Here is an 18,361-nt window from a genome sequence, read left to right as displayed (position 1 = left end):
GCCCGCAACAACCCATATGCACCCAGCTGGGCGAGCCATCCCGCATCGGAGACATCGGTCTTACGGCCGGGGATATTCCTTGCCATCTTGGCGTTGACCAGCATCACCGGCAGCGTTTCTTCCATCAGATAATAGAACGGCTTCCAGTAATCGCTGGTCGCCTCCATCACCACCGTCGTGACCTGCTCACCTTCAAGGAAAGCACGCAGTTCAAGTATCTGCCCGGTGGTGGCACCCCAGGTCGTGACTGTGGAGGTAAACGTTCCCGCACGCTGACCGGGTATACGCACGCACACCTTCGCGTCGCGTTTGGAGATATCGATCCCGACCGCACGGTCGTGCACAATATCCATAATGACTCTCCTTACACCTCATAGTGATCAGTGAAGTGTCTGCCGCGGGAGGGACAGGGAGATATAGCAGGAATCTAACACTCGTGCTCAACGGCGACAATCCACGGTTCCCGTGGGAGTCCCTCGCACCACGCTAGCGGACAGGCTCACCCGCAGCACCAAGGAAGAAACGGCGTCGACCACGACAGACACCACCATCCTCTCCCCGAAACGAAATCCACGCCAGAGTCACCGGAGACACAGGACCAAATTTTCGACCACCACGGCGCGCCAGCGGCGCTGGGGCGCTAGCGGCTAAGCGCGCAGGATGCAGTTTTGCTCCATGCGTACCTTCCGGGTTGGCGAGTTTGACCGTATCGGCTGGGATCTTGTCTAGCTTCCGCCTTCGTAGGTCTGATCAAGCGGTGTTCACGCCCGCTTGCGCGTGGAATATGGTGCGTTCACAATCGGACGATGAGATTCGCAGGAGTTCCTCACGAGGATGCGCCGGATCCCCGGATAGAGCAGGCTGAGCTCTTGAAGCTCATGCCTGTCCCCATGATCGGGTTGGCGCCGCAGCCCGCGGCGGAAGACACCGACGCGATCGGCACCGTTTACACCGAAGATTCCGCCGGTTACAGCAAGATGTCGGCCAGTGTTACGTACACCCTGTGGCGCAACCCTTCGGACCGCTCCGATCCGGTGAACCTGGCAGAGCTCGACGAGGCGATGAGAACGTCACTCGAGACGGAACCGCCCTGGCCACGGCCGCCGTGGTTGATCGAGCAAGTGGAGCGTATGAAGTATCCGATGCTGTGGGAGGCTGTGCGGACCACATGGCACCGGGACGAGCCCACGCGCGTATCGTTGCCGCAGGAGCTTGTCGATCACGTCAACCATGTCCTGATGAACAGGTACCGGGAAGCGAGCGGTCATAGGGGCAAGCCATGGGAGACACCGAGGCCGAGGGTCGATGAGCGATCCGTGCATCATGCAATCGCCATGCGCATTGATGGCCGTGAAATCCCCGGCGCTGAAATCGACACCGATCCGTTTGTCTACGGCGTCGGCGCAGAGCTTGGGCGCGGGGTCTTTATCACCGCGGTCATCCCGCGCGCCCACCTCGAACACATCCACATCGAGTTCTCCAAGAGGAATCATGGAACTCAACGATCTCCTCGACGCGCTGAATGCCGGTAAGACCATCACCGGGGACTCACCGTTGCATGAGGTGATGCACAGAGTAAGCCAGGATGCCCTGCGCATCACCAGCGAGCTTAATGGTGGTTATCACGAACCGGCGCAGGTGCGGCAACTGTTGTCTCAGCTGACCGGTTAACCCGTCGACGAATCTGTCACGGTCTTCCCACCGCTGTACTCTGACTTCGGGAAAAACATCACCCTCGGGAAACGGATTTTTATCAATGCCGGGTGCACCTTTCAGGGTCAGGGCGCAGTGGCCATCGGAGACGACAGCCTCATCGGACACAACACGGTGATGGCCACGCTCAACCACGACCTCGCCCCTAGCAAACGCGCAGATATGCATCCGAGTCCTATTGTCATCGGCCACAACGTGTGGATCGGGTCCAACGTAACCGTTTTGCCGGGCGTGATCATCGGGGATAACGCTGTTGTGGCAGCGGCGGCTGTGGTGACAAAGGACGTCCCAGAGAACACTGTTGTTGTGGGCTCGCCAGCACGGGTGGTGCGCTCACTGACCGACTGAGCGGGCCTATCCACGCTGGCATATCCACGATGAAAGTTCCCGGACGGCCGTAAACTGGTCACCATTACGGATCCCATCTCATGAGCAGCGAAGCCAAAGTGCCCTTGACCCCGGAGAAATCGGCCCCGGCGACGGCACTCTGGAGCTCAATGCCGGCCGAGAGACCCGCAACCTATGGAAACCGGCGCCTGCCCGCACACCGCCATCCGCGACGATGTCCCCACCAACCTCCTTGCTGTCGAAGACCTCGAAGCGGACTTCGCACCGCTGGATCTGGTGCTGGTGGAAAGCGGCGGCGACAACCTCACGGCAACCTTCTCCCCCGCTCTGGTGGACGCCCAGATCTTTGTGCTGGACGTTGCCGGCGGCGGGGATGTTGCCCGCGACGGAGCGCCGGTCCTGGCGCTGTCCCGGAAGGTTCCGGCCACGGTGGACCAGCTCGCGGACTGGGTGCGCCGGATGGTGAACTATCACCTCTCCGGCGAACATGTGCCGCAGGATCCCGGTCCCATGGCCCCGTATTTCCACGCCGATGAGGACGGCGGCTATGAACACACGCATGACGGCGAGAGTGGCGCCGCCGCGCACGCCCACTAGGTTGGGCGCACTTGCTGGCAGGCCCGCGCGCATTTCGGTTGGCCTGGTTAACGGCCGGGCACGGTTCTCCCGGCTGGACCAGGGCGACTTTCTGGCCCCGCGCCCGGTGCACGGGACCACCGGGTCCGACGCTCACCGCCTGCGGGTTGCCCTGATTGGTACCGGCATGATGCTGCTCGGCGGGGATCACGTATGCATCGAGGTGGAGGTCGGTGCCGGGGTCACGCTCGAGATTGTGGAACCTGCCGGACTGGTGGCGTACAACGCCGACGGCGTGGAATCCTCCTGGGCGCTCCAAGCGACGGTGCACGACGGCGGCACGCTGATCTGGGATGGAGCAACCTTTGTCGCGGGGCATGGCTCCAACGTGGTCCGCCGCACCGAAGTGCTCTTGAACAGGAACTCCCGCGTATTGCTCCGGGAGTGCCTGGTGCTGGGCCGCAGCGGTGAGGTGGGCGGCGACCTGCGCAGCGTCACCCGGCTCCGCGGTGGGGCCGGTGACCTGCTGGTGGAGGACCTCGACCTGACAGGCCACCTTCGCGGATCTGTTGGGGTCATGGGAAGTTCCAAGGTACTGGCAAGCGTCACAGCAGCGGGCTGGCGGCCTTCCCCGGAGCTTCCCGCCGAAGCCATGCTGCTGACTCTCGCCTCGCCCGGCGCGGTTGCCCGCTCCATGGCGGACTCTGCCCACACGGCCGTCTCCGCGACGGACAAGGCCTTTGGCGCGTGGCGAACGGAACTGATGCGGGCGGGCCGCTGATTCAGTTTGAGCCGGCGTCCTTGTTCAGCGTCCTTGTTCAGCGTCCTTGTTCAGTGCCCTTGTTTAGTGTCCTTGTTCAGTGACGTGCCCTCGCCGTAGTGTGAGGTTCGGAGTAGGCAATGTCAGGCAACCCAATTGTGGAGGATTACTGATGGAACTCAGCGACGTGAAGTGGAACGAAGAAGCCCGCGGAAAAATACTGGCCGACGCCGACCATGCGCTGCAGGAGGCAGTTCGGGAAGCGGCATCGTCGCACTCTGACAGCAACCGGGATGCCGTGTACAAGTTCCTGTTTGAGAAGCTCCAGCCGCAATTTGTCGACTTCAAGCCCGGGCCCGATCTCAGCAAGTACGCAGATGCCGTGGTGAACGGCGAGATCGGTAGCGGCTCCGAAAAGTGACCGTACTGATTGCCGGTTGCGGGGATCTGGGGACGGAGGCCGGGCTGCGGTTCGCCGCACTCGGGCATCGTGTGGTGGGATGGCGCCGCTCCCCCGGAGTGCTCCCACCGGCCATCGAGGGAGTCGCCGTTGACGTCACCCTTTCACTTCCCCCGATTCCCGGCCGAACCGACGTCGTGGTCATTGCTCTTGCCGCGGATGGGCGCACGGAAACGGCTTACCGGGATGCCTATCTGGGCGGCACGGCCAACGTCCTGGGCGCGTTGGAACGAGACGGCGTGCGGCCCCGCCGCGTTGTGTTTGTGTCCTCCACGGCTGTGTACGGGAACGACGACGGCGGCTGGGTTGACGAATCGACGCCGGCAGAACCGGCTACATTGACGGGCGGGGTGCTCCGCGAAACAGAGCAGTTACTCCATGCCCGGCTGCCGCACGCAACCGTGCTTAGGTTGTCCGGCATCTACGGCCCGGGCCGTACACGGCTGATCGAGAAGGCCCGCAGGGAAACCGAAACGCTACCGGCTGGGAAGCAGTGGACCAACCGCATTCACCGTGATGACGCTGCCGCTGCCATTGTGCACCTTGCCACCGCCGTGGATGAGCCTGCGCCGGTGTACTTGGGTGCGGACCACGAGCCGGCGGCTATGGGCGATGTGTTGAGCTTCCTCGCGGATCAACTCGGCCTGCCGCACCCGCCACGGGGGCCCGGTTCAGGCGAGCGTGCCACAGGCAAGCGCTGCCGCAGCGACCTGCTTCGGTCAACGGGCTTTGAGTTTGCCTATCCCACTTTCCGGGAAGGCTACCGGGCAGTGCTGGCCGGGCAGGGTGCCCGTCACCGGTGATTCGACTGGATGAGAATGCGGAGACGCGCCCACTATCGAGGGCGGGCTGTGCACCAGGATCACAGGGTTGCCTCGACCAGCCGCCGATGGTGGCGCCAGTGCGCAGGAAGGCATCCGGGCATCATCGCATTTCACTGATCCTGCATCTGGTCCAGGTACTCTTCCAGGCTCATGCCGAGAAAGTCGGCGTTCTTTTGCAGCGGATTCACCTGCGTAGGTGACGCTGGTGCGGTTGCCGGCGTTGTCGTACTTGTACGCCCAGGACGCGGTGGTAGTGGTCCCTGCTTTTTCCGTGGCCGCTGTGAGGCGGTTCTTCGAGTCATAGGTGTATGTGGTGATGGCTCCTGCGGTGATGCCTTCCTCGGTGTGGGAGGTCTTGGACTGCAGCAGTGTTTTGTCGAGTCCGTCTGTTCCCTTGTAGTTGTAGGACACGTCGTAGAGGGCAGTGCCGGCGGCGTTCTTCACGGTGATACGGGTCGGGCGGTCGGAAGCGTCAAAGGCGGTGGTCTGCTTGGTGCCGCCGGGGAACGCTTTGACGTCGACGCGGCCGCGTCCGTCGTAGTTGAAGGCAAGGCAATCGGTATTCGCGGCGATCGTGGTGCCGGTGGTGCAGGTCGCGGTGTCGCTGGTGCTGCTGCGCAGCATCTGGTTCCCCGCGTCGTAGTCGAAGAACGTGTCGAGCGCACTGAACGTTATCGAGCCGGATGACCGGATGTTCGTCTTCGTAAGGTTCCCACGAGTGTCGGACGTTGCATCCATGAAGAGGATTTCGCCGTTGTGACTGACACTCTGCGAGAGTGGGTCCCCGTAGATGTCGTCTCTGATTCTCAAGCCGTTGCCCGAAGATCCGAGATCGTTGGGGTATGCCCGGTCGAGGGCGTCGTAGGAGAAGCCCATGCCGTCGTAGTCACGATTGTGGGAGATGTGGTTCCCGGCGAGATCGCCGTTATAGGTAGTGGCGAAGAGACGGTCATCGGAAGTGTAGGAGAAATTCCGTTCAGTTCCTGCCGGGTTCACGTTTGTGATCGGGCGACTCATGTTGTCGTACGTGTAGGTTGTCTTGCCCAAGGGCGCCGGCGGGATGACACTGGTGAGGTTGCCATCCGCGTCGTAGGTGTAAGAAGTGGTTTTGCCGTTCTCGTCCGTCGACGTGCACACCATGCCCGCGAACGCACCGCACACAGACCTGTTGGATACCTCGCGCTTGTAGGTGAGGTTCTTCGTGTTTGTGGTGAGGTTCGTGGTGCCCAGCAGATTCCCTGCCGTGTCGTAGGAGGCACTGGTCTTGTTGCCCTGGGCGTCGGTGGAGCACTTGACCTGGTAAGGGGCACTACTGTTGTTTTGTAAACTTCTGCGGTTTGCATCAGTCCACCACTGGGACAGACAGAGTCGAAAAATGGGGTGTGTGACCTCCCATGCCGAGATAAGATCCCCGCCGTAAAAAGAATTAAGGAACTTCCAAGCGGCGGAGGTAACTTCAGCTTGAGCGAGAATCTCTTCGCGGTTCTCTTCTGGAAGCTCGCTTGGATCAAAGGTCATGCACCCAATTATCGCCGGACCCACGCGGGCAGCTACCAGGCGCGCCCTGGTAGCGAGCTGAATCCCCGGCGCGTCGCGGAAACGATGAATTCAGAGACGCCGAGGGGTGAGACGAGGCAGGAAGGTCAACACGCCGACTTGTGTGTTTCGTTTCTCGTGTCCGGTTGTGTCGTGGTTGTTTTTAGGTGAAGGTAATCATGGCTGGTGAGTAGGAAGGTTTATTCGTGAAGTGGGGTTCTCGGCAACTAGTAACTGGTGATGAGGCGTTAGAAGCCCTTTCTTTGATTACTAGCGAGGTGCACCGAGTATGTGCGGTGACGGGCGCTCCTATGCCAGAGGTGCAGATTGTCGAGGCGTTGCAGGGCAACAATGACTTCACTGCTGGAGTGCAGTTCAGGCGGGGTCAACCCATCATTAATGTGCCCTTGCGTGTGGTCAGGGATTACCCGCCAAAGGCTTTGACATTTTTGTTGGCCCATGAGGTAGGGCATGTCGTCAGCGGCAATACTTTTTACCCGCAGAAGTGGGCTGTGGGGGTGCTGGCGCTACTTTTTGGAAGTGGGGCCCTCGGGGCAGTAGGTTTCGGAGCATATTTTGCTTATAACGACCGGACGGGACCATGGTTGGGGATAGTAGCTGCGCTGATCATAGCTTTTGTTTCGTGCATCGCTGGGGTGTGCGCGGTCATGCGTGCCGATGAGCGGCGGGCGGATCGCTTCGCAGTAGATTTTCTTGGCGATGTTGAAGGTGCCGAGCAGTGGAATGCTCTCGTGGAACGCGAGCGTGGGCAGCGGGCCACGTTGGGACTATTCTCTCGGGCGCTCATCAAACTGTTTGCGATGCACCCACCGCAAAATGTACGCATGGAAGCTATGCGTAGGCAGAACGCTGATTTCCGGACCACTGGATTTAGCGATGCCTGAAGACGCGGCTGGCAGTGGTGCTTGCTCGGGTGCTTCTGTACGGAAACGACCGTATTCGGACGGGTAGTTCTCGGTCCTCGCCACGCCGGAAAAAATCTGCCCACAAGTACTGCCCGAAACCCTAACTGCCCGAAACGCCTCATAGAGGGTTTTCGGATAACTTGATAGAATAGAAAGCAGGACTTCCGCGAGAGAGGATGCTGGTGTGGCTATCAAAGTGAAACCACGAGCGGTGCAGCGTACAGAATCCGAGGTTGAGAGTGACCTTAGTTTTGCTGATGCGGCGCTTGGTGTGGCCGGTCATCAGGTGAAGGATTTAGGTACCCGCGAGCTGGGCTGGCGGATTGCCCGCGGAGAGATAACGGGTGATCAGGCTGTGCAGCTGACGAAGGACCGTTACCCGCCCCGGCGCTGATCAAATGGCACAGCGAATCCGTACCTGGGATGACTATTTCATCCCAGGTACAACTGTCTTAAAGAACAAGCTCGGGATCCAGGACCCCGTACAGCTGAGGGACATGGAAGAGCGGTTCACGTGGCTGCGCGCGGTGGAATGTGGCTGCGCGCGGTGGAATTGAGAATCAGCCCGGTGGAGCCTCGCTTCGATTATGGGCACATGAAATCCATCCACGGCTATCTGTTCCAGGATGTTTACGATTGGGCAGGGCAGCAGCGCGTCGGCCCCGATAACAGGATGACCAAAGAAGGCCCCGACGTGCTGAACTTCGCACCAGGTGATCCCCAGGCACCGGTTGTCGCTTATGGCTATTACGCCGGACCTCAGATCACGGAAGCGGTGGAACACCAGTACGCCGCTCTGGCCAAGGAACAGCACCTCCAAGGGCTGGGGCCGGAACAATTCGTGGAGCGCCTGGCGGAACACTGGGGCGAGCTGAACACCATCCACGCTTTCCGCGAGGGCAACACCCGGACACAGTTCATCTTCTTTGAACAGCTGGCTTCGGACGCCGGCTATCTCCTGGACACCACAAAATTCGAACCGGGGCAGCGTCTCAGGGATGAATTTGTGCTGGCCCGGTTCCATAACCAGGCAACAGCCAGCACGGGTCGTCTGGCTAGCGTTCTCAGCGAAGCGATCAGCACAGAACGCTTAGTGGCCGAGAGCGTAAGCACCGCGACGGCGGGCTGCGTGCGCTGGAGAACCGGTTGACCCGCGACCACCTGGGAACCCAGCCGATGGGAACAGAACAGGGCGAGACTTACGGGCCGGTCTCAAAACCGTCATCCAACTACCGCGCACCAACCGAGCAGGGGTATGAGCTTGGGTAACATCATTGGCTACGCCAGGGTCAGCACCCTGGATCAGAACGCGGATCTGCAGCAGGCGGCGCTGGCGGCCGCGGGTTGCAACCGGATCTTCACAGATCACGGTGTCAGTGGGACGAGGGCCAGCCGGCCTGAACTGGACAAGATGCTCGACCACCTTCGGGAGGCGACGAGGTCGTGGTCTGGAAGCTGGACAGGTTGGGGCGCAACACCCGGAACCTGCTGGCCCTCATCGATGATCTCGAACACCGGGGGGTGCACTTCCGCAGCGTCACGGAAGGCATCAGCACCACGGGTTCGATGGGCAGGGCGATGCTGACCGTGATGTCCGCGTTCGCCCAGCTCGAAAGCGACCAGCTGGCCGAGCGAACCAGGGCCGGCATGGCCGCGGCAGCCGAACACGGGCGGAAGGCCGGCCGACGGGAAGTCACCGCCGCCGACGCTCAGGTCCGGCGAGCCCAGAACCTGAAAGCCCAGGGGCTCGCTCCGGCCGATATCGGGAAGATCATCGGAGCCAGCCGTGCCACCGTGTACCGGTACCTGAGCATGGGAAACAACGACGTGCTCTGACGAGGACCGAAGGTGACACCACGGACGACCGGAACGGGCGCGTAGCCCGCGATCAAGGTTTTTACGCGCCACTCTTGCCGAACACCCGCGAAGGCGGTCACCGCGGCCATAGAAAAGCACTGAGCTGGACCCGCCACATAGCGCTGGCAGTGGTGTGGGTGGGTCGGCGTCAGTGTGCTGGATTACAGAACCTCGATCTGTCGCGTGGGTAGGGTGGGTAACTTATTTGTCATCTATCCTCGTCAGGAGACTATCGTGCGGCTACGAACGTTGCTCGCCCCAATGAGCCTCGCCGTTTTGGCGTTGCTCGCTCCGAGTCCGGCTTTCGCGGACGCGAACGGAACCCCCCGCACCAACTCGAGCACCAGCGCCAGCGAGGTTCATCGCATCAATGGGGCAGCCGTGAGCTCCCTACCGGAGGACCAGCGTAGGCTGTCGGTGGAAGGCAAACTCGGCAGCGACGGTGTGGCCGCCGGACGCCTGTCCTTCACACACAACAGCCCGTCAGGACTATCCCACTTCACTGCCCGGTTGACGTGCCTGGAGTTCAACGACGGCCGGACTGAAGTCAGCGGAACCATCACCAAGGGCGAGACGGCCGCCGGTGTTGTCCTGGACGGCAAGATGGTGGCCTTCACCCTCGACACGGAAGGTGCGCAGAACTTCTCGCTCCCCCAGATCGGTACCGGAGCCGCCAACTGTGGGGGTGGCAGGGCTGAAACGGTACCCGTGACCCAGGCGGGCTTCCACATCCGCTGATTCCTTCGCGGTGATCCGTCCCGGCTCGTTTACGCCCTGCCCCGCGAACGGTATGCACGAGTCGACCCAGACGTCCCTCGGACTGTGGCATCAAGCCCATGGTCACGCAGAACGCAATACTCGTCGATGCCGGATTCCTGCTAGCCGTCGGCGGCATGCAGGTTGCCGGGACGTCTCTACGGTCCGCCTTCCGGGTGGACTTCAACCGGCCATTTTTTGGCGGCTCGATCCCCAGCACACCCAGCGCTGGTAATGGCCGACAGAGCAGCGCAGCTGGTGCGATCCTCGTGATGCGTCCCCCATGTGGACGGGATCGTTGCTTGAGGTCCGATGTCCCGCCGGGCGCAGCTGTCGGGCACTGAGGTCCGGGCAGCGGCATCGCCCTCCGGTGGCCTAGCCTCAGCGGGCTTCGACGGTGCCCATCATGCCTTGGTCTTCGTGGTCGAGGATGTGGCAGTGGTAGACGGTGCGTCCGGGGAAGTCTTCGAAGGCGATGAGGACTTGCACCTGTCCGCGGGCCGGGACGTTGACGACGTCCTGCCACCTCGGTTCGGAGACGTCGTGGTCGCCGTCGTCGATGATCTGCATGGGCCACACGTGCAGGTGCACGGGGTGATCCATGGGACTGGAGTTGATCAGGGTCCATTCCTCCACGGTGCCGGCCGTGACCGGGGCGTCGGTTCGTTCTGGATCGAATTCCTGGCCGTTGATGGTAAACGCCATCATGCTGTTCTCCCCGCTACCCATACCACCCATCGTGGCACCGTCACCGCCCATGCTGCCGGCCATGCCCATCGCGAAGTCCAGGGTCTTGCGTCCGGCGACCGGTTCTGCGCGCAGGTCCCGCAGCGCGGGGCCGGCGGGGACTGGTCGCGGGGTTTGGGCCGCATCGCCTGCCACCTCGAGGGTGAACAGCTCGGTCGCGTCGTCGTTGCCGGGGCTGTTGTCACCCATCATCCCGCCGCCCATCATCGAATCCATGCCGCCGCGGCCTACCGGGGCGGCAACCAGCACTGCGGAGCCCTCGGTGGTCTCGATGAGTAACTCCACACGGTTGCCGGGAGCGAGGAGCACTTCGGTGATCTCCTCGGGGACTGGCAGGCGTCCGAGGTCGCGGCTGAGCAACCGGACCTGTTGGCCTTCCAGTTGCAACCGTAGGTAGCGGGAGGGGCAGGCGTTGACGATTCGCCACCGTTCGCGTTCCCCGGGTGCGGCGGTGAGTTGCGGGCGGACCTGGCCGTTGACGAGCAGGACTTCGCCTTCCCTGCCCATCATCTGTTGCATCTGGTCGACCTCGGCCAGGTTCCCTGAAGCATCCAGGGACAGATCGGAGACCACCATGGTCCGCTCCCGGGCCACCGGCACCGGCTCGGTATCCTCGACGATGATCGCCCCGTAGAGACCGGCGGCGACCTGGTCGGCGGCGTGGCCGTGGCGGTGGGGGTGGTACCAGTAGGTGCCCGGTGGGTGGTCTTTGGGTAGGACGAACTCGTAGTCGAAGGACTCTCCCGGGGCGATGCTCAGGAACGGGTTGTCGCCGTTGCCCTCGGGGGAGACGTGCAGGCCGTGCACGTGCAGGTTCGTCGGGGCCTCGAGCCGGTTGGTCATCGCCACCCGGATCGTGTCCCCGGGTGCTACGCGCAGCGTCGGGCCAGGCAGGGACCCGTTGAAAGTCTGCACGGAGGCCTCACGCCCTCCGACCTGGATCCGTGTCGGTGTGGCTTCCAGGTCCAGTGCCAGTACGCGGTCTCGGCTGGACAGCACCCGGGGTTCGATCAGGTCCTGCCCGCCCACGTATCCACGACTACTGCTGGTTGTCCACCACAGCCCTGCCCCGCCAGCGGCTGTGGCACCGGCCCCTACCGCACCCAGTGCCAGCAACTGGCGCCGGGTCAGTGGGCTCAATGGCTGTCCTCTTCCAGGGTCCTCAACCGCTCCCGGTATTCCTCGGTGCTCAGCTCCCCGCGGGCGTAGCGTTCTTCGAGGATTTCCCGCCCACGGCCGGGACCAGTGCCCGGGCCACGGCTGTTGTCGGGGCCGGCCGTGTTCTGGGATCTGCCGGAGAAGGCCTTCACCAGCACGACTATCAGCACGATCACACCCACGAGCATCAGTAACCCGAAGATCCACATTAATCCCATACCGCCCATACCGCTGCCGTTCATCATGGTCGTGCTCCTCATCTCTTGTTGTACGTGGTCAGATCTCTAGTAGACACGTGTTTCTTGCCATATGTTCTCCGGCCAGTCTTGATCAGTGGCCTCCAGGGGTGTCAACAGGGGGTAGCCGGCAGGGGCCTCACCGCTGATCTTCTCCGGAGGTCCGGACGAGAGCGGCTGCGGGTTTGGCCGTGCGTGCTGCGGTGGTGATGATCCAGGCCAGGGCGAAAAAGGCGATCACGTGGATCAGCACCACTATTGGGGTGGGGCAGTTGGCCTTTGTTGCGGTGAAGCTCCTTGGCTGAGCCGGAGACGCGTGTCCGCAAGCCGGTCCTCCACCAGGACGCGCTTCAGCACTCCATGCGAACAGTTGAAACTCGCGGAATTGCTGGTGTGGATTGCAGGGGTATTTGACGTTGTTCTGACAGCGCTACGTGGCTGACAAAGCTCGGCGCTTCTTGAAGGTCGCGGCCGCCCCCTCAGTGTCGGGACCACGTTGCCGGCGTCCTCCGTGGCGGTCATTTCCCTCAAAGGGCGGGAGTCAGGGTGTGGCGAGGCTTGCCAATGCTGCCTGGAGGCGGGTGTCTGCGTCGTCGGCGACTTCCCGCACTGCCTGGATATCGGTGAGTTGGACCATGGTTTGCGGATCGATGGTCTCGACTGTGGTTTGGGTTGCATCGGTTCCTCTGCGCACAACGACGTTGCACGGCAGCAGCGCGCCCAGCCCAGGTTCAGCGGCGAGGGCCCGGCTGGCCAGTTGCGGATTGCAGGCCCCGAGGATGAGGTAGTCGCCCAACTCCTGGGCAGCCTCTGCCCCGAGTTTCTTTTCAAAAGTGGCCCGCACGTCGATTTCGGAGAGGATTCCGAAGCCCTGGACGGAGAGGGCGGCGCGGGTCTGCTCCACCGCCTCGTCGTATCCAAGTGGTAGGACAACTTTATGGGTGTATGACATGCGAGCACTCCTTCAGATGGTTGTTGCTGCTGGCTTTCAGGCTTTGCTACTCAGGCCAGGGAGAGGAAAAGCTTCTCGAGCTCTTTCTTATCCATAGTGGTGTCTTCGCGGGCGATGCACTGCTCAAGTCCTGTGGCGATGATGGCAAATCCTGCCCGGTCCAGTGCCTTGGAGACGGCGGCGAGTTGAGTGACGATGTCCTTGCAGTCGCGTCCTTCCTCGAGCATGCGGGTCACAGCGGTCAGCTGCCCCTGCGCACGCTTGAGCCGATTGATCACCGGGGTCAGTTCTGTCGAATCGAGTTTCATGCGAGATCTCCCAATAGATAAACGTTCGTCCCAGTATACCCCCCAGGGTGTGGTTGCGTACCCCCGGGGGTATGTGGCAGACTCGTTTTTCGTCGTTGGATTTCCCGCGTCTGTCTTGAAAGGACCCCCATGGCGTCCCCCATTCTGTCTGCACCTGCCGTAACTTCCCTTGATCCCGAGGACCTGCGGTCCTGGATCACCCAGCACGAGGACCTGACCGTTCTCGATGTACGCTCCGCCGCGGAGTTCGAGACTCTGCATATCCGTGGTTCCTACAACGTGCCGCTGCCGTTGCTTTCGGAGCACACCGATGAACTTGCTGCACGTCTGGGTAGCCGCGTCGTGCTGGTCTGCCAGTCCGGCGTGCGTTCCGAACAGGCCCGCCAGCGCCTGGCGGGAGCCGGCATCGGCACGGCATATGTCCTCACTGGCGGGGTACCTGGTTTCGCCGCCGTCGGCGGCGATGTCGTTCGCGGGCAGGCCCGCTGGGATCTTGAGCGTCAGGTCCGCCTCGTGGCAGGCTCCGCCGTCGTCCTCGGACTGGCCGGCGGCAGATTCGTTTCCCCCAGGCTCCGCCTGCTGGCCGGCGCTATCGGCACCGGTCTGACGTTCTCCGCGGCGACCAACACCTGCGCGATGGGCAAAGCACTCTCGGCCATGCCATGGAACAAGGTTGCCGAGGAACCCACTCGCGAAGCGGCCATCCTGCAACTACCGACCAGGAACGCTCTCGCCGAAAAATCACGGGCGTCGTGATTCCGGCACTGATCCTGGGGCTCGTCGTCGGGATCGTGCTGGGTGTGGTCGGGGGCGGAGGATCAATTATTGCCGTCCCTGCCCTGGTCTACGGGGTGGGGCTGAGCACCACCGAGGCTATTCCCACCTCGTTGCTGGTGGTCGGCGCATCCTCACTGGCGGCGCTCATCCCCAGGTTGCGGGGAAGCATCAACTGGCCGGTCGCGTTGATCGTCGGCGCAGCCGGTATTCCCACCGCGTGGGCCGGCGCGGCTGCCGGGCGGTTCCTGAATCCTGAAGTGCTGATGCTCGCCTTCGCCGTCATCATGGTGATCGCCAGCATCCGCATGCTGGGCACCACCAGCGAAACCGGCGGGTCCTGCACCACAGGGAACACGGCATGGCGTGCGTGCGCCCCCAAGGCTGTCGGTGTCGGGCTGGCCGTCGGCTTCCTGACCGGGCTCCTTGGCGTCGGCGGCGGATTCCTCATCACTCCCGCCCTGACCCTACTCCTTGGACTGCGCATGAAGCAGGCCGTCGGCACATCCCTGGCCATCATCGTCATCAACTCCGCGGCAGGATTCAGTGCCCACCTGAGCGGGTTCACCATCGACTGGCCGATCGTCCTGTCCTTCGCCATCCCAGCCATCCTCGGATCCCTGGTGGCCGGACGATTCGCCGACAGGCTCAAGGACCAGCACGTACGCACCGCGTTTGCCGTGCTCGTCTTCGTCGTTGCTACCTGGGTGCTGATCACCACCATCTCCGGTCTGCTCACCGCCTGACACCTGTCCAAACAAAACCATTTTGAAGGAGAACCCGATGTCCGAAATCACCGTTGCAGAAACCGACGCCTGTCGTGGCGCCCACCGGATCCTCGACGTCCGTGAAGAATCCGAGGTAGCCCAGGGCCTGATTTCCGGCGCCGTGCACATCCCCATGGGCGACCTGCATGCGCGGTTGCACGAACTGGACCCCACCGTCCCTGTGGTCGCGGTCTGCCGCAGCGGTAACCGCAGCGCCACCGTCGCGGACGCACTGAACCAAGCCGGATTCACCGCGTCCACCATGACGGGCGGCATGATCGCCTGGCAGCGCGCCGGACTGCCAACAATTTGAGAAACAGCCCGGGAGTTCGATTCCCGGGCATTGCACCTGACCGTTGAACACCTAAGGAGAAAACCATGGACGTCATCATCATCGAGACCCCCCAGCTCGGGGACCGCAGCTACCTGATCCACGACGGCGAGGTGGCACTGGTCATCGACCCGCAACGGGACACGGACCGGGTGGAGAAGACCGCGGCTGAAGCCGGGGTGCGGATCACGCACATCGCCGAGACCCACATCCACAACGACTACGTCACCGGCGGCCTGGCCTTCGCCAACCAGCTCGGCGCGGTGTATCTCGTGAACGCCGCCGATCCCGTGACCTATGAGCGCACCCCGATCAACGACGGCGAAACCATCCAGATCGGAGGTTTCCTCCTGAAGGCGGTGGCGACCCCCGGCCACACCCACACCCACCTGTCGTACATCGTCACGTCCGAAACCGGCGAGCAGGCGGTCTTCTCCGGCGGCAGCCTTCTCTACGGGTCCGTGGGACGCACCGACCTGGTCGGCGCCGATGACACCGTTGCACTCACCCACGACCAATACGCCTCCGTTCGCCGCCTGGTAGAGGAAGCCGCTCACGAAGCGGCCCTGTATCCCACCCACGGCTTCGGATCGTTCTGTTCCTCAGGCCCGGCCACCGGCGCCGGGGAATCCACGGTCGGTGTGCAGCTCTCCACCAACCACGCACTCACCGATCCGGATGAAGAGCACTTCGTGCGCGAACTCATCGCGAACCTCACCGCGTACCCCTCGTACTACGCCCACATGGGACCCGCCAACACGCGAGGTCCCGGCCCCGCCGAGCTGTCCGTCCCGAACTCGTTGGAACCCACCGAACTCTCGCGCCGGCTTGAGGACGGCGAATGGGTGGTGGATCTTCGCAACAGGGTGGCCTACGCCAGCAACCACCTGCAGGGATCAGTGAGCTTCGAATACGGCGACGGCTCAAGCTTCACCACCTTCCTGGGCTGGGTCCTGCCCTGGGACAAAAAACTCACCCTCGTCGGAGAGCACGACGACGTCGAGAACGCCATCCGCGACCTCTCCCGTATCGGCATCGATTCCCCCGACGCCGCCCTCGGCACAGACCCTCGGAAGTTCGCCCCCGACACCGCCATGGTCTCCTACCCGCGCGTCGGCTGGGAAGAAATGCTCACCCAGCGTCCCGACAACGAGACCATCCTCGATGTCCGGCGCACCGATGAATACACCTCCTCCCACATCCCGGGAGCCGTAAATATCCCCCTGCACGAACTACTCACCCGCATGGAAGAGATCCCCACGGGCAAGCTCTGGATCCACTGCGGATCGGGCTACCGCTCCGGCGTCGGCGCCAGCCTGCTGCAACGCGCCGACAAGGACGTCGTCCACATCGACGCCATGTTCGGCCAAGCCGGAAAAGCAAGCGTCCCGCTGAAATCCTGACCCACCCGCACGATACACCAACCTGTTTTGGGCGGTCAGTGCACATCTGCCCGCCCAAAAACTTCGCACGAGAGAACCCAATCGGAAAAAGAATCAGTGTGGGAACCTCCTGACCGGACCAACTGCGACCCGCTGAACGCCGGAGCCTGCTCACCGTCGGGGCTGCGGTGACCGGACTGCATCTCCTCGGTTGGGGTGCGCTGCTGGGGCTGGTCCTGCCCGCACAGGACCAGCACGGCGGCAACACCGCGGCACTACTGGCCCTCGCGATCAGTGCCTACGCGCTGGGCATCCGGCATGCCTTCGATCCGGACCATATCGCCGCGATCGACAACGCCACCAGAAAACTGCTCGCCGAGGGCCGCCCGACGGCCTCCACAGGGTTCTGGTTCGCGTTGGGTCATTCCAGCGTCGTGATGATCTCCGTGCTGATGCTCGCATTGGGGCTGGAGACCTTTGCCGCCGGTCTGTCCGATGAACAATCCGGCCTACGCTCCGCCGCAGGAATCTGGGGGGCAACCATCTCGGGCCTGTTCCTCCTTGCTGTCGGAGCCCTGAGTCTGCCATCGCTGCTGAACCTCCAACGGATCCGTCGCACCCTGCACACCAGCCCCCTCAACGATGCCGACCTTCAGCACCACCTCGATCACCGCGGTGTCCTCCACCGGTTACTCCAGCCCTTGTCCCGGCTCGTCGACCGGCCCGCAAGAATGTATCCGATCGGGATCCTTTTCGGGCTCGGACTGGACACCGCAGCATCCATCAGCATCTTCGTCCTCACCGGGTCCCTCGCCCCAGGCCTGCCCTGGTACTCGGTGATGGTCCTACCCATCCTCTTCACCGCAGGAATGACACTCTTCGACAGCGCCGACGGCATCATGATGAGCCGTATCTACCACTGGGCGTCCGCCGACCCCGAAGGAAAGTGATCTACAACCTCGTCGTCACCGCAGTGTCCGTCAGCGTCGCCTTCCTCATCGGAGGAACAGGCCTGCTCACCGTACTGGCCGAAATCGCAGGAAATCCCACCGGATTACTTCACGCCATCACCAACACCAACTTCCTTGGCGTGGCCCTCATCCTGTTCTTCACCCTCACTTTCTTCACGGCCCTGCTGGAAAAAAGAATCATCAGAGCCCGACAAAGACCTTTCGAGCCTAACCAATCAGCTGCGACCCTTTGAGGAGGAACCAAGAACTAACAGTGATGACCAGGGGCGAACCATACAGGACCCACTGGGTACCAACGGAAACACCACCCAGCCCCAGTCCACGATGGTACCTCCGCGCGGAACAGAGGATGGCTGTGACAGGTTTGGCGGCGGCTGTTGTAGAACCCCTCGATGTAGCGGATGACATCCTTTTTGGCTTAGGCTTTGGTGGCATAAACGGTCCGGTAGACACTCTCGTTCTTCAGTGCTCTCGGCCAGAATGAAAGTCCTAGCACACTCCGGTGCGGACCATCGCGGAACGCATGGCCAGGCCGGTCACTAAGGCCCTAAAACCGGCCGAGGTATAGACGCTGCCCCACCCCGTAGGCCTTGGCGACCTCCACGACGGGCTTGGACGTATCGATAACTTCCGGGCCAGTTTGTCCTTGAACTCCTGGCTAAACCGGCGACGCGATGCAGACATACTGCAGATCTCACTATAAGTAGAAACCCCAGTTTAAGAGGTCCCACCGTCCGAAATCCCTAATACGAAAATAAAGGTGACTACGCTGCGGTGGGCGGGATGAGGGTGACGTCGTAGCCGAGGTTCTTGAGTTGTCGGATGGCGTTGTTCCTGGTCTTGGCGGGGTCGAGTCGGGTGAAGTGGTCCGTCCCGGGGTCGTTGTAGCATTCACCGTTCGCGAGCATGTTCCAAACCGCGGTGAGAATTGAATGTTCGAGTGCGACGAGGGCTTTAGGTTTCCCGCGGCGTGCCGTTA

Annotated in this window: 22 protein-coding genes and 4 pseudogenes; 18 read left to right on the top strand and 8 right to left on the bottom strand. The window is 62.4% G+C overall.

Annotation, left to right across the window (positions count from 1 at the left end; all coding sequences use genetic code 11):
- Positions 1 to 353: IS110 family transposase (locus Y708_RS0113965; protein WP_028280406.1), on the bottom strand; the 353-nt coding region annotated here is incomplete at its 3' end.
- A gap of 453 nt (positions 354 to 806) precedes the next feature.
- Between Y708_RS0113965 and Y708_RS25160 the strand changes: the two genes are divergently transcribed.
- From Y708_RS25160 to Y708_RS25145, 7 genes and pseudogenes are all read left to right on the top strand, one after another.
- Positions 807 to 1,532 (top strand): hypothetical protein, encoded by a 726-nt coding sequence (locus tag Y708_RS25160; RefSeq protein WP_051441540.1) that lies wholly within the window; start codon positions 807 to 809, stop codon positions 1,530 to 1,532.
- Positions 1,492 to 1,671, top strand: a complete 180-nt coding sequence (locus Y708_RS31535; protein WP_343212976.1) for a hypothetical protein — start codon at positions 1,492 to 1,494, stop codon at positions 1,669 to 1,671. The genes Y708_RS25160 and Y708_RS31535 overlap by 41 nt, the downstream gene beginning before the upstream one ends.
- Positions 1,672 to 1,788: 117 nt before the next feature.
- Positions 1,789 to 2,061 (top strand): acyltransferase, encoded by a 273-nt coding sequence (locus Y708_RS31530; RefSeq protein WP_343212975.1) that lies wholly within the window; start codon positions 1,789 to 1,791, stop codon positions 2,059 to 2,061.
- A gap of 174 nt (positions 2,062 to 2,235) precedes the next feature.
- Positions 2,236 to 2,658: pseudogene (locus Y708_RS25150) on the top strand (GTP-binding protein); the annotation flags it as partial.
- Positions 2,609 to 3,418: an urease accessory protein UreD gene (locus Y708_RS0113945; RefSeq protein ID WP_162150478.1), complete on the top strand. Its 810-nt coding sequence runs from the start codon at positions 2,609 to 2,611 to the stop codon at positions 3,416 to 3,418. The pseudogene Y708_RS25150 and the gene Y708_RS0113945, both read left to right, overlap by 50 nt.
- 151 nt (positions 3,419 to 3,569) lie before the next feature.
- Entirely contained in the window at positions 3,570 to 3,818 is a 249-nt protein-coding gene (locus Y708_RS0113940; RefSeq protein WP_028280404.1) for a hypothetical protein, read from the top strand.
- Entirely contained in the window at positions 3,815 to 4,660 is an 846-nt protein-coding gene (locus tag Y708_RS25145) for an SDR family oxidoreductase (RefSeq protein WP_035776378.1), read from the top strand. The genes Y708_RS0113940 and Y708_RS25145 overlap by 4 nt, the downstream gene beginning before the upstream one ends.
- On the opposite strand, the gene Y708_RS0113925 is transcribed toward Y708_RS25145, so the two are convergent.
- Positions 4,577 to 6,199 (bottom strand): RHS repeat domain-containing protein, encoded by a 1,623-nt coding sequence (locus tag Y708_RS0113925; protein WP_028280403.1) that lies wholly within the window; start codon positions 6,197 to 6,199, stop codon positions 4,577 to 4,579. The genes Y708_RS25145 and Y708_RS0113925 overlap by 84 nt on opposite strands.
- Positions 6,200 to 6,423: 224 nt before the next feature.
- Here Y708_RS0113925 and Y708_RS0113920 point away from each other — a divergent pair, with 224 nt between their 5' ends.
- The 5 genes and pseudogenes from Y708_RS0113920 (at position 6,424) to Y708_RS0113900 (ending at position 9,738) form a co-directional block, all read left to right on the top strand.
- Positions 6,424 to 7,122 (top strand): M48 family metalloprotease, encoded by a 699-nt coding sequence (locus Y708_RS0113920; protein WP_162150477.1) that lies wholly within the window; start codon positions 6,424 to 6,426, stop codon positions 7,120 to 7,122.
- A 205-nt stretch (positions 7,123 to 7,327) separates the two neighbouring features.
- Positions 7,328 to 7,537, top strand: coding sequence for an antitoxin VbhA family protein (locus tag Y708_RS25140; RefSeq protein ID WP_035776376.1), 210 nt, complete (start codon positions 7,328 to 7,330; stop codon positions 7,535 to 7,537).
- A gap of 201 nt (positions 7,538 to 7,738) precedes the next feature.
- A complete protein-coding gene (locus Y708_RS25135) occupies positions 7,739 to 8,293 on the top strand; it encodes a Fic/DOC family protein (RefSeq protein ID WP_216699797.1) in 555 nt (184 codons plus the stop codon).
- A 105-nt stretch (positions 8,294 to 8,398) separates the two neighbouring features.
- Positions 8,399 to 8,979, top strand: a pseudogene (locus tag Y708_RS25130) (recombinase family protein).
- A 255-nt stretch (positions 8,980 to 9,234) separates the two neighbouring features.
- Positions 9,235 to 9,738, top strand: a complete 504-nt coding sequence (locus Y708_RS0113900) for a hypothetical protein (protein WP_155853874.1) — start codon at positions 9,235 to 9,237, stop codon at positions 9,736 to 9,738.
- A gap of 399 nt (positions 9,739 to 10,137) precedes the next feature.
- Here the strand turns inward: Y708_RS0113900 and Y708_RS0113895 are convergent, their stop codons facing one another.
- From Y708_RS0113895 to Y708_RS0113875, 4 genes are all read right to left on the bottom strand, one after another.
- Positions 10,138 to 11,643 carry a multicopper oxidase family protein gene (locus Y708_RS0113895; protein WP_028280400.1) on the bottom strand — a complete coding sequence of 502 codons (1,506 nt, stop codon included), beginning with the start codon at positions 11,641 to 11,643 and terminating at the stop codon, positions 10,138 to 10,140.
- Positions 11,640 to 11,906, bottom strand: coding sequence for an SHOCT domain-containing protein (locus Y708_RS0113890; protein WP_028280399.1), 267 nt, complete (start codon positions 11,904 to 11,906; stop codon positions 11,640 to 11,642). The genes Y708_RS0113895 and Y708_RS0113890 overlap by 4 nt, the downstream gene beginning before the upstream one ends.
- A gap of 532 nt (positions 11,907 to 12,438) precedes the next feature.
- The gene (locus Y708_RS0113880; RefSeq protein ID WP_028280398.1) at positions 12,439 to 12,849 is read right to left on the bottom strand and encodes a DUF302 domain-containing protein; all 411 of its coding nucleotides are present in this window, start codon (positions 12,847 to 12,849) and stop codon (positions 12,439 to 12,441) included.
- A 50-nt stretch (positions 12,850 to 12,899) separates the two neighbouring features.
- Complete coding sequence (locus Y708_RS0113875; RefSeq protein WP_026548632.1) at positions 12,900 to 13,157, bottom strand: metal-sensitive transcriptional regulator; 258 nt, start codon at positions 13,155 to 13,157, stop codon at positions 12,900 to 12,902.
- A gap of 129 nt (positions 13,158 to 13,286) precedes the next feature.
- Here Y708_RS0113875 and Y708_RS0113870 point away from each other — a divergent pair, with 129 nt between their 5' ends.
- From Y708_RS0113870 to Y708_RS27590, 6 genes are all read left to right on the top strand, one after another.
- Positions 13,287 to 13,913, top strand: coding sequence for a rhodanese-like domain-containing protein (locus Y708_RS0113870; RefSeq protein ID WP_028280397.1), 627 nt, complete (start codon positions 13,287 to 13,289; stop codon positions 13,911 to 13,913).
- A complete protein-coding gene (locus Y708_RS0113865; protein ID WP_028280396.1) occupies positions 13,910 to 14,677 on the top strand; it encodes a sulfite exporter TauE/SafE family protein in 768 nt (255 codons plus the stop codon). Before Y708_RS0113870 ends, Y708_RS0113865 begins: the two co-directional genes overlap by 4 nt.
- A gap of 37 nt (positions 14,678 to 14,714) precedes the next feature.
- Complete coding sequence (locus Y708_RS0113860; protein WP_028280395.1) at positions 14,715 to 15,011, top strand: rhodanese-like domain-containing protein; 297 nt, start codon at positions 14,715 to 14,717, stop codon at positions 15,009 to 15,011.
- Positions 15,012 to 15,076: 65 nt separating this feature from the next.
- Positions 15,077 to 16,432 (top strand): MBL fold metallo-hydrolase, encoded by a 1,356-nt coding sequence (locus Y708_RS0113855; protein WP_028280394.1) that lies wholly within the window; start codon positions 15,077 to 15,079, stop codon positions 16,430 to 16,432.
- Between the two features lie 167 nt (positions 16,433 to 16,599).
- Positions 16,600 to 17,361 carry a HoxN/HupN/NixA family nickel/cobalt transporter gene (locus Y708_RS25125; RefSeq protein WP_051479003.1) on the top strand — a complete coding sequence of 254 codons (762 nt, stop codon included), beginning with the start codon at positions 16,600 to 16,602 and terminating at the stop codon, positions 17,359 to 17,361.
- A complete protein-coding gene (locus Y708_RS27590) occupies positions 17,358 to 17,615 on the top strand; it encodes a hypothetical protein (RefSeq protein WP_051479002.1) in 258 nt (85 codons plus the stop codon). The genes Y708_RS25125 and Y708_RS27590 overlap by 4 nt, the downstream gene beginning before the upstream one ends.
- A 119-nt stretch (positions 17,616 to 17,734) precedes the next feature.
- On the opposite strand, the pseudogene Y708_RS31115 reads toward Y708_RS27590, so the two are convergent.
- Positions 17,735 to 17,958: pseudogene (locus tag Y708_RS31115) on the bottom strand (IS3 family transposase); the annotation flags it as partial.
- A 188-nt stretch (positions 17,959 to 18,146) separates the two neighbouring features.
- Positions 18,147 to 18,361: pseudogene (locus Y708_RS29270) on the bottom strand (IS110 family transposase); the annotation flags it as partial.

Source organism: Arthrobacter sp. H5, assembly GCF_000520595.1.
Taxonomy (GTDB): domain Bacteria; phylum Actinomycetota; class Actinomycetes; order Actinomycetales; family Micrococcaceae; genus Arthrobacter_D.
This window is presented reverse-complemented; position numbering and strand designations above follow the sequence as displayed.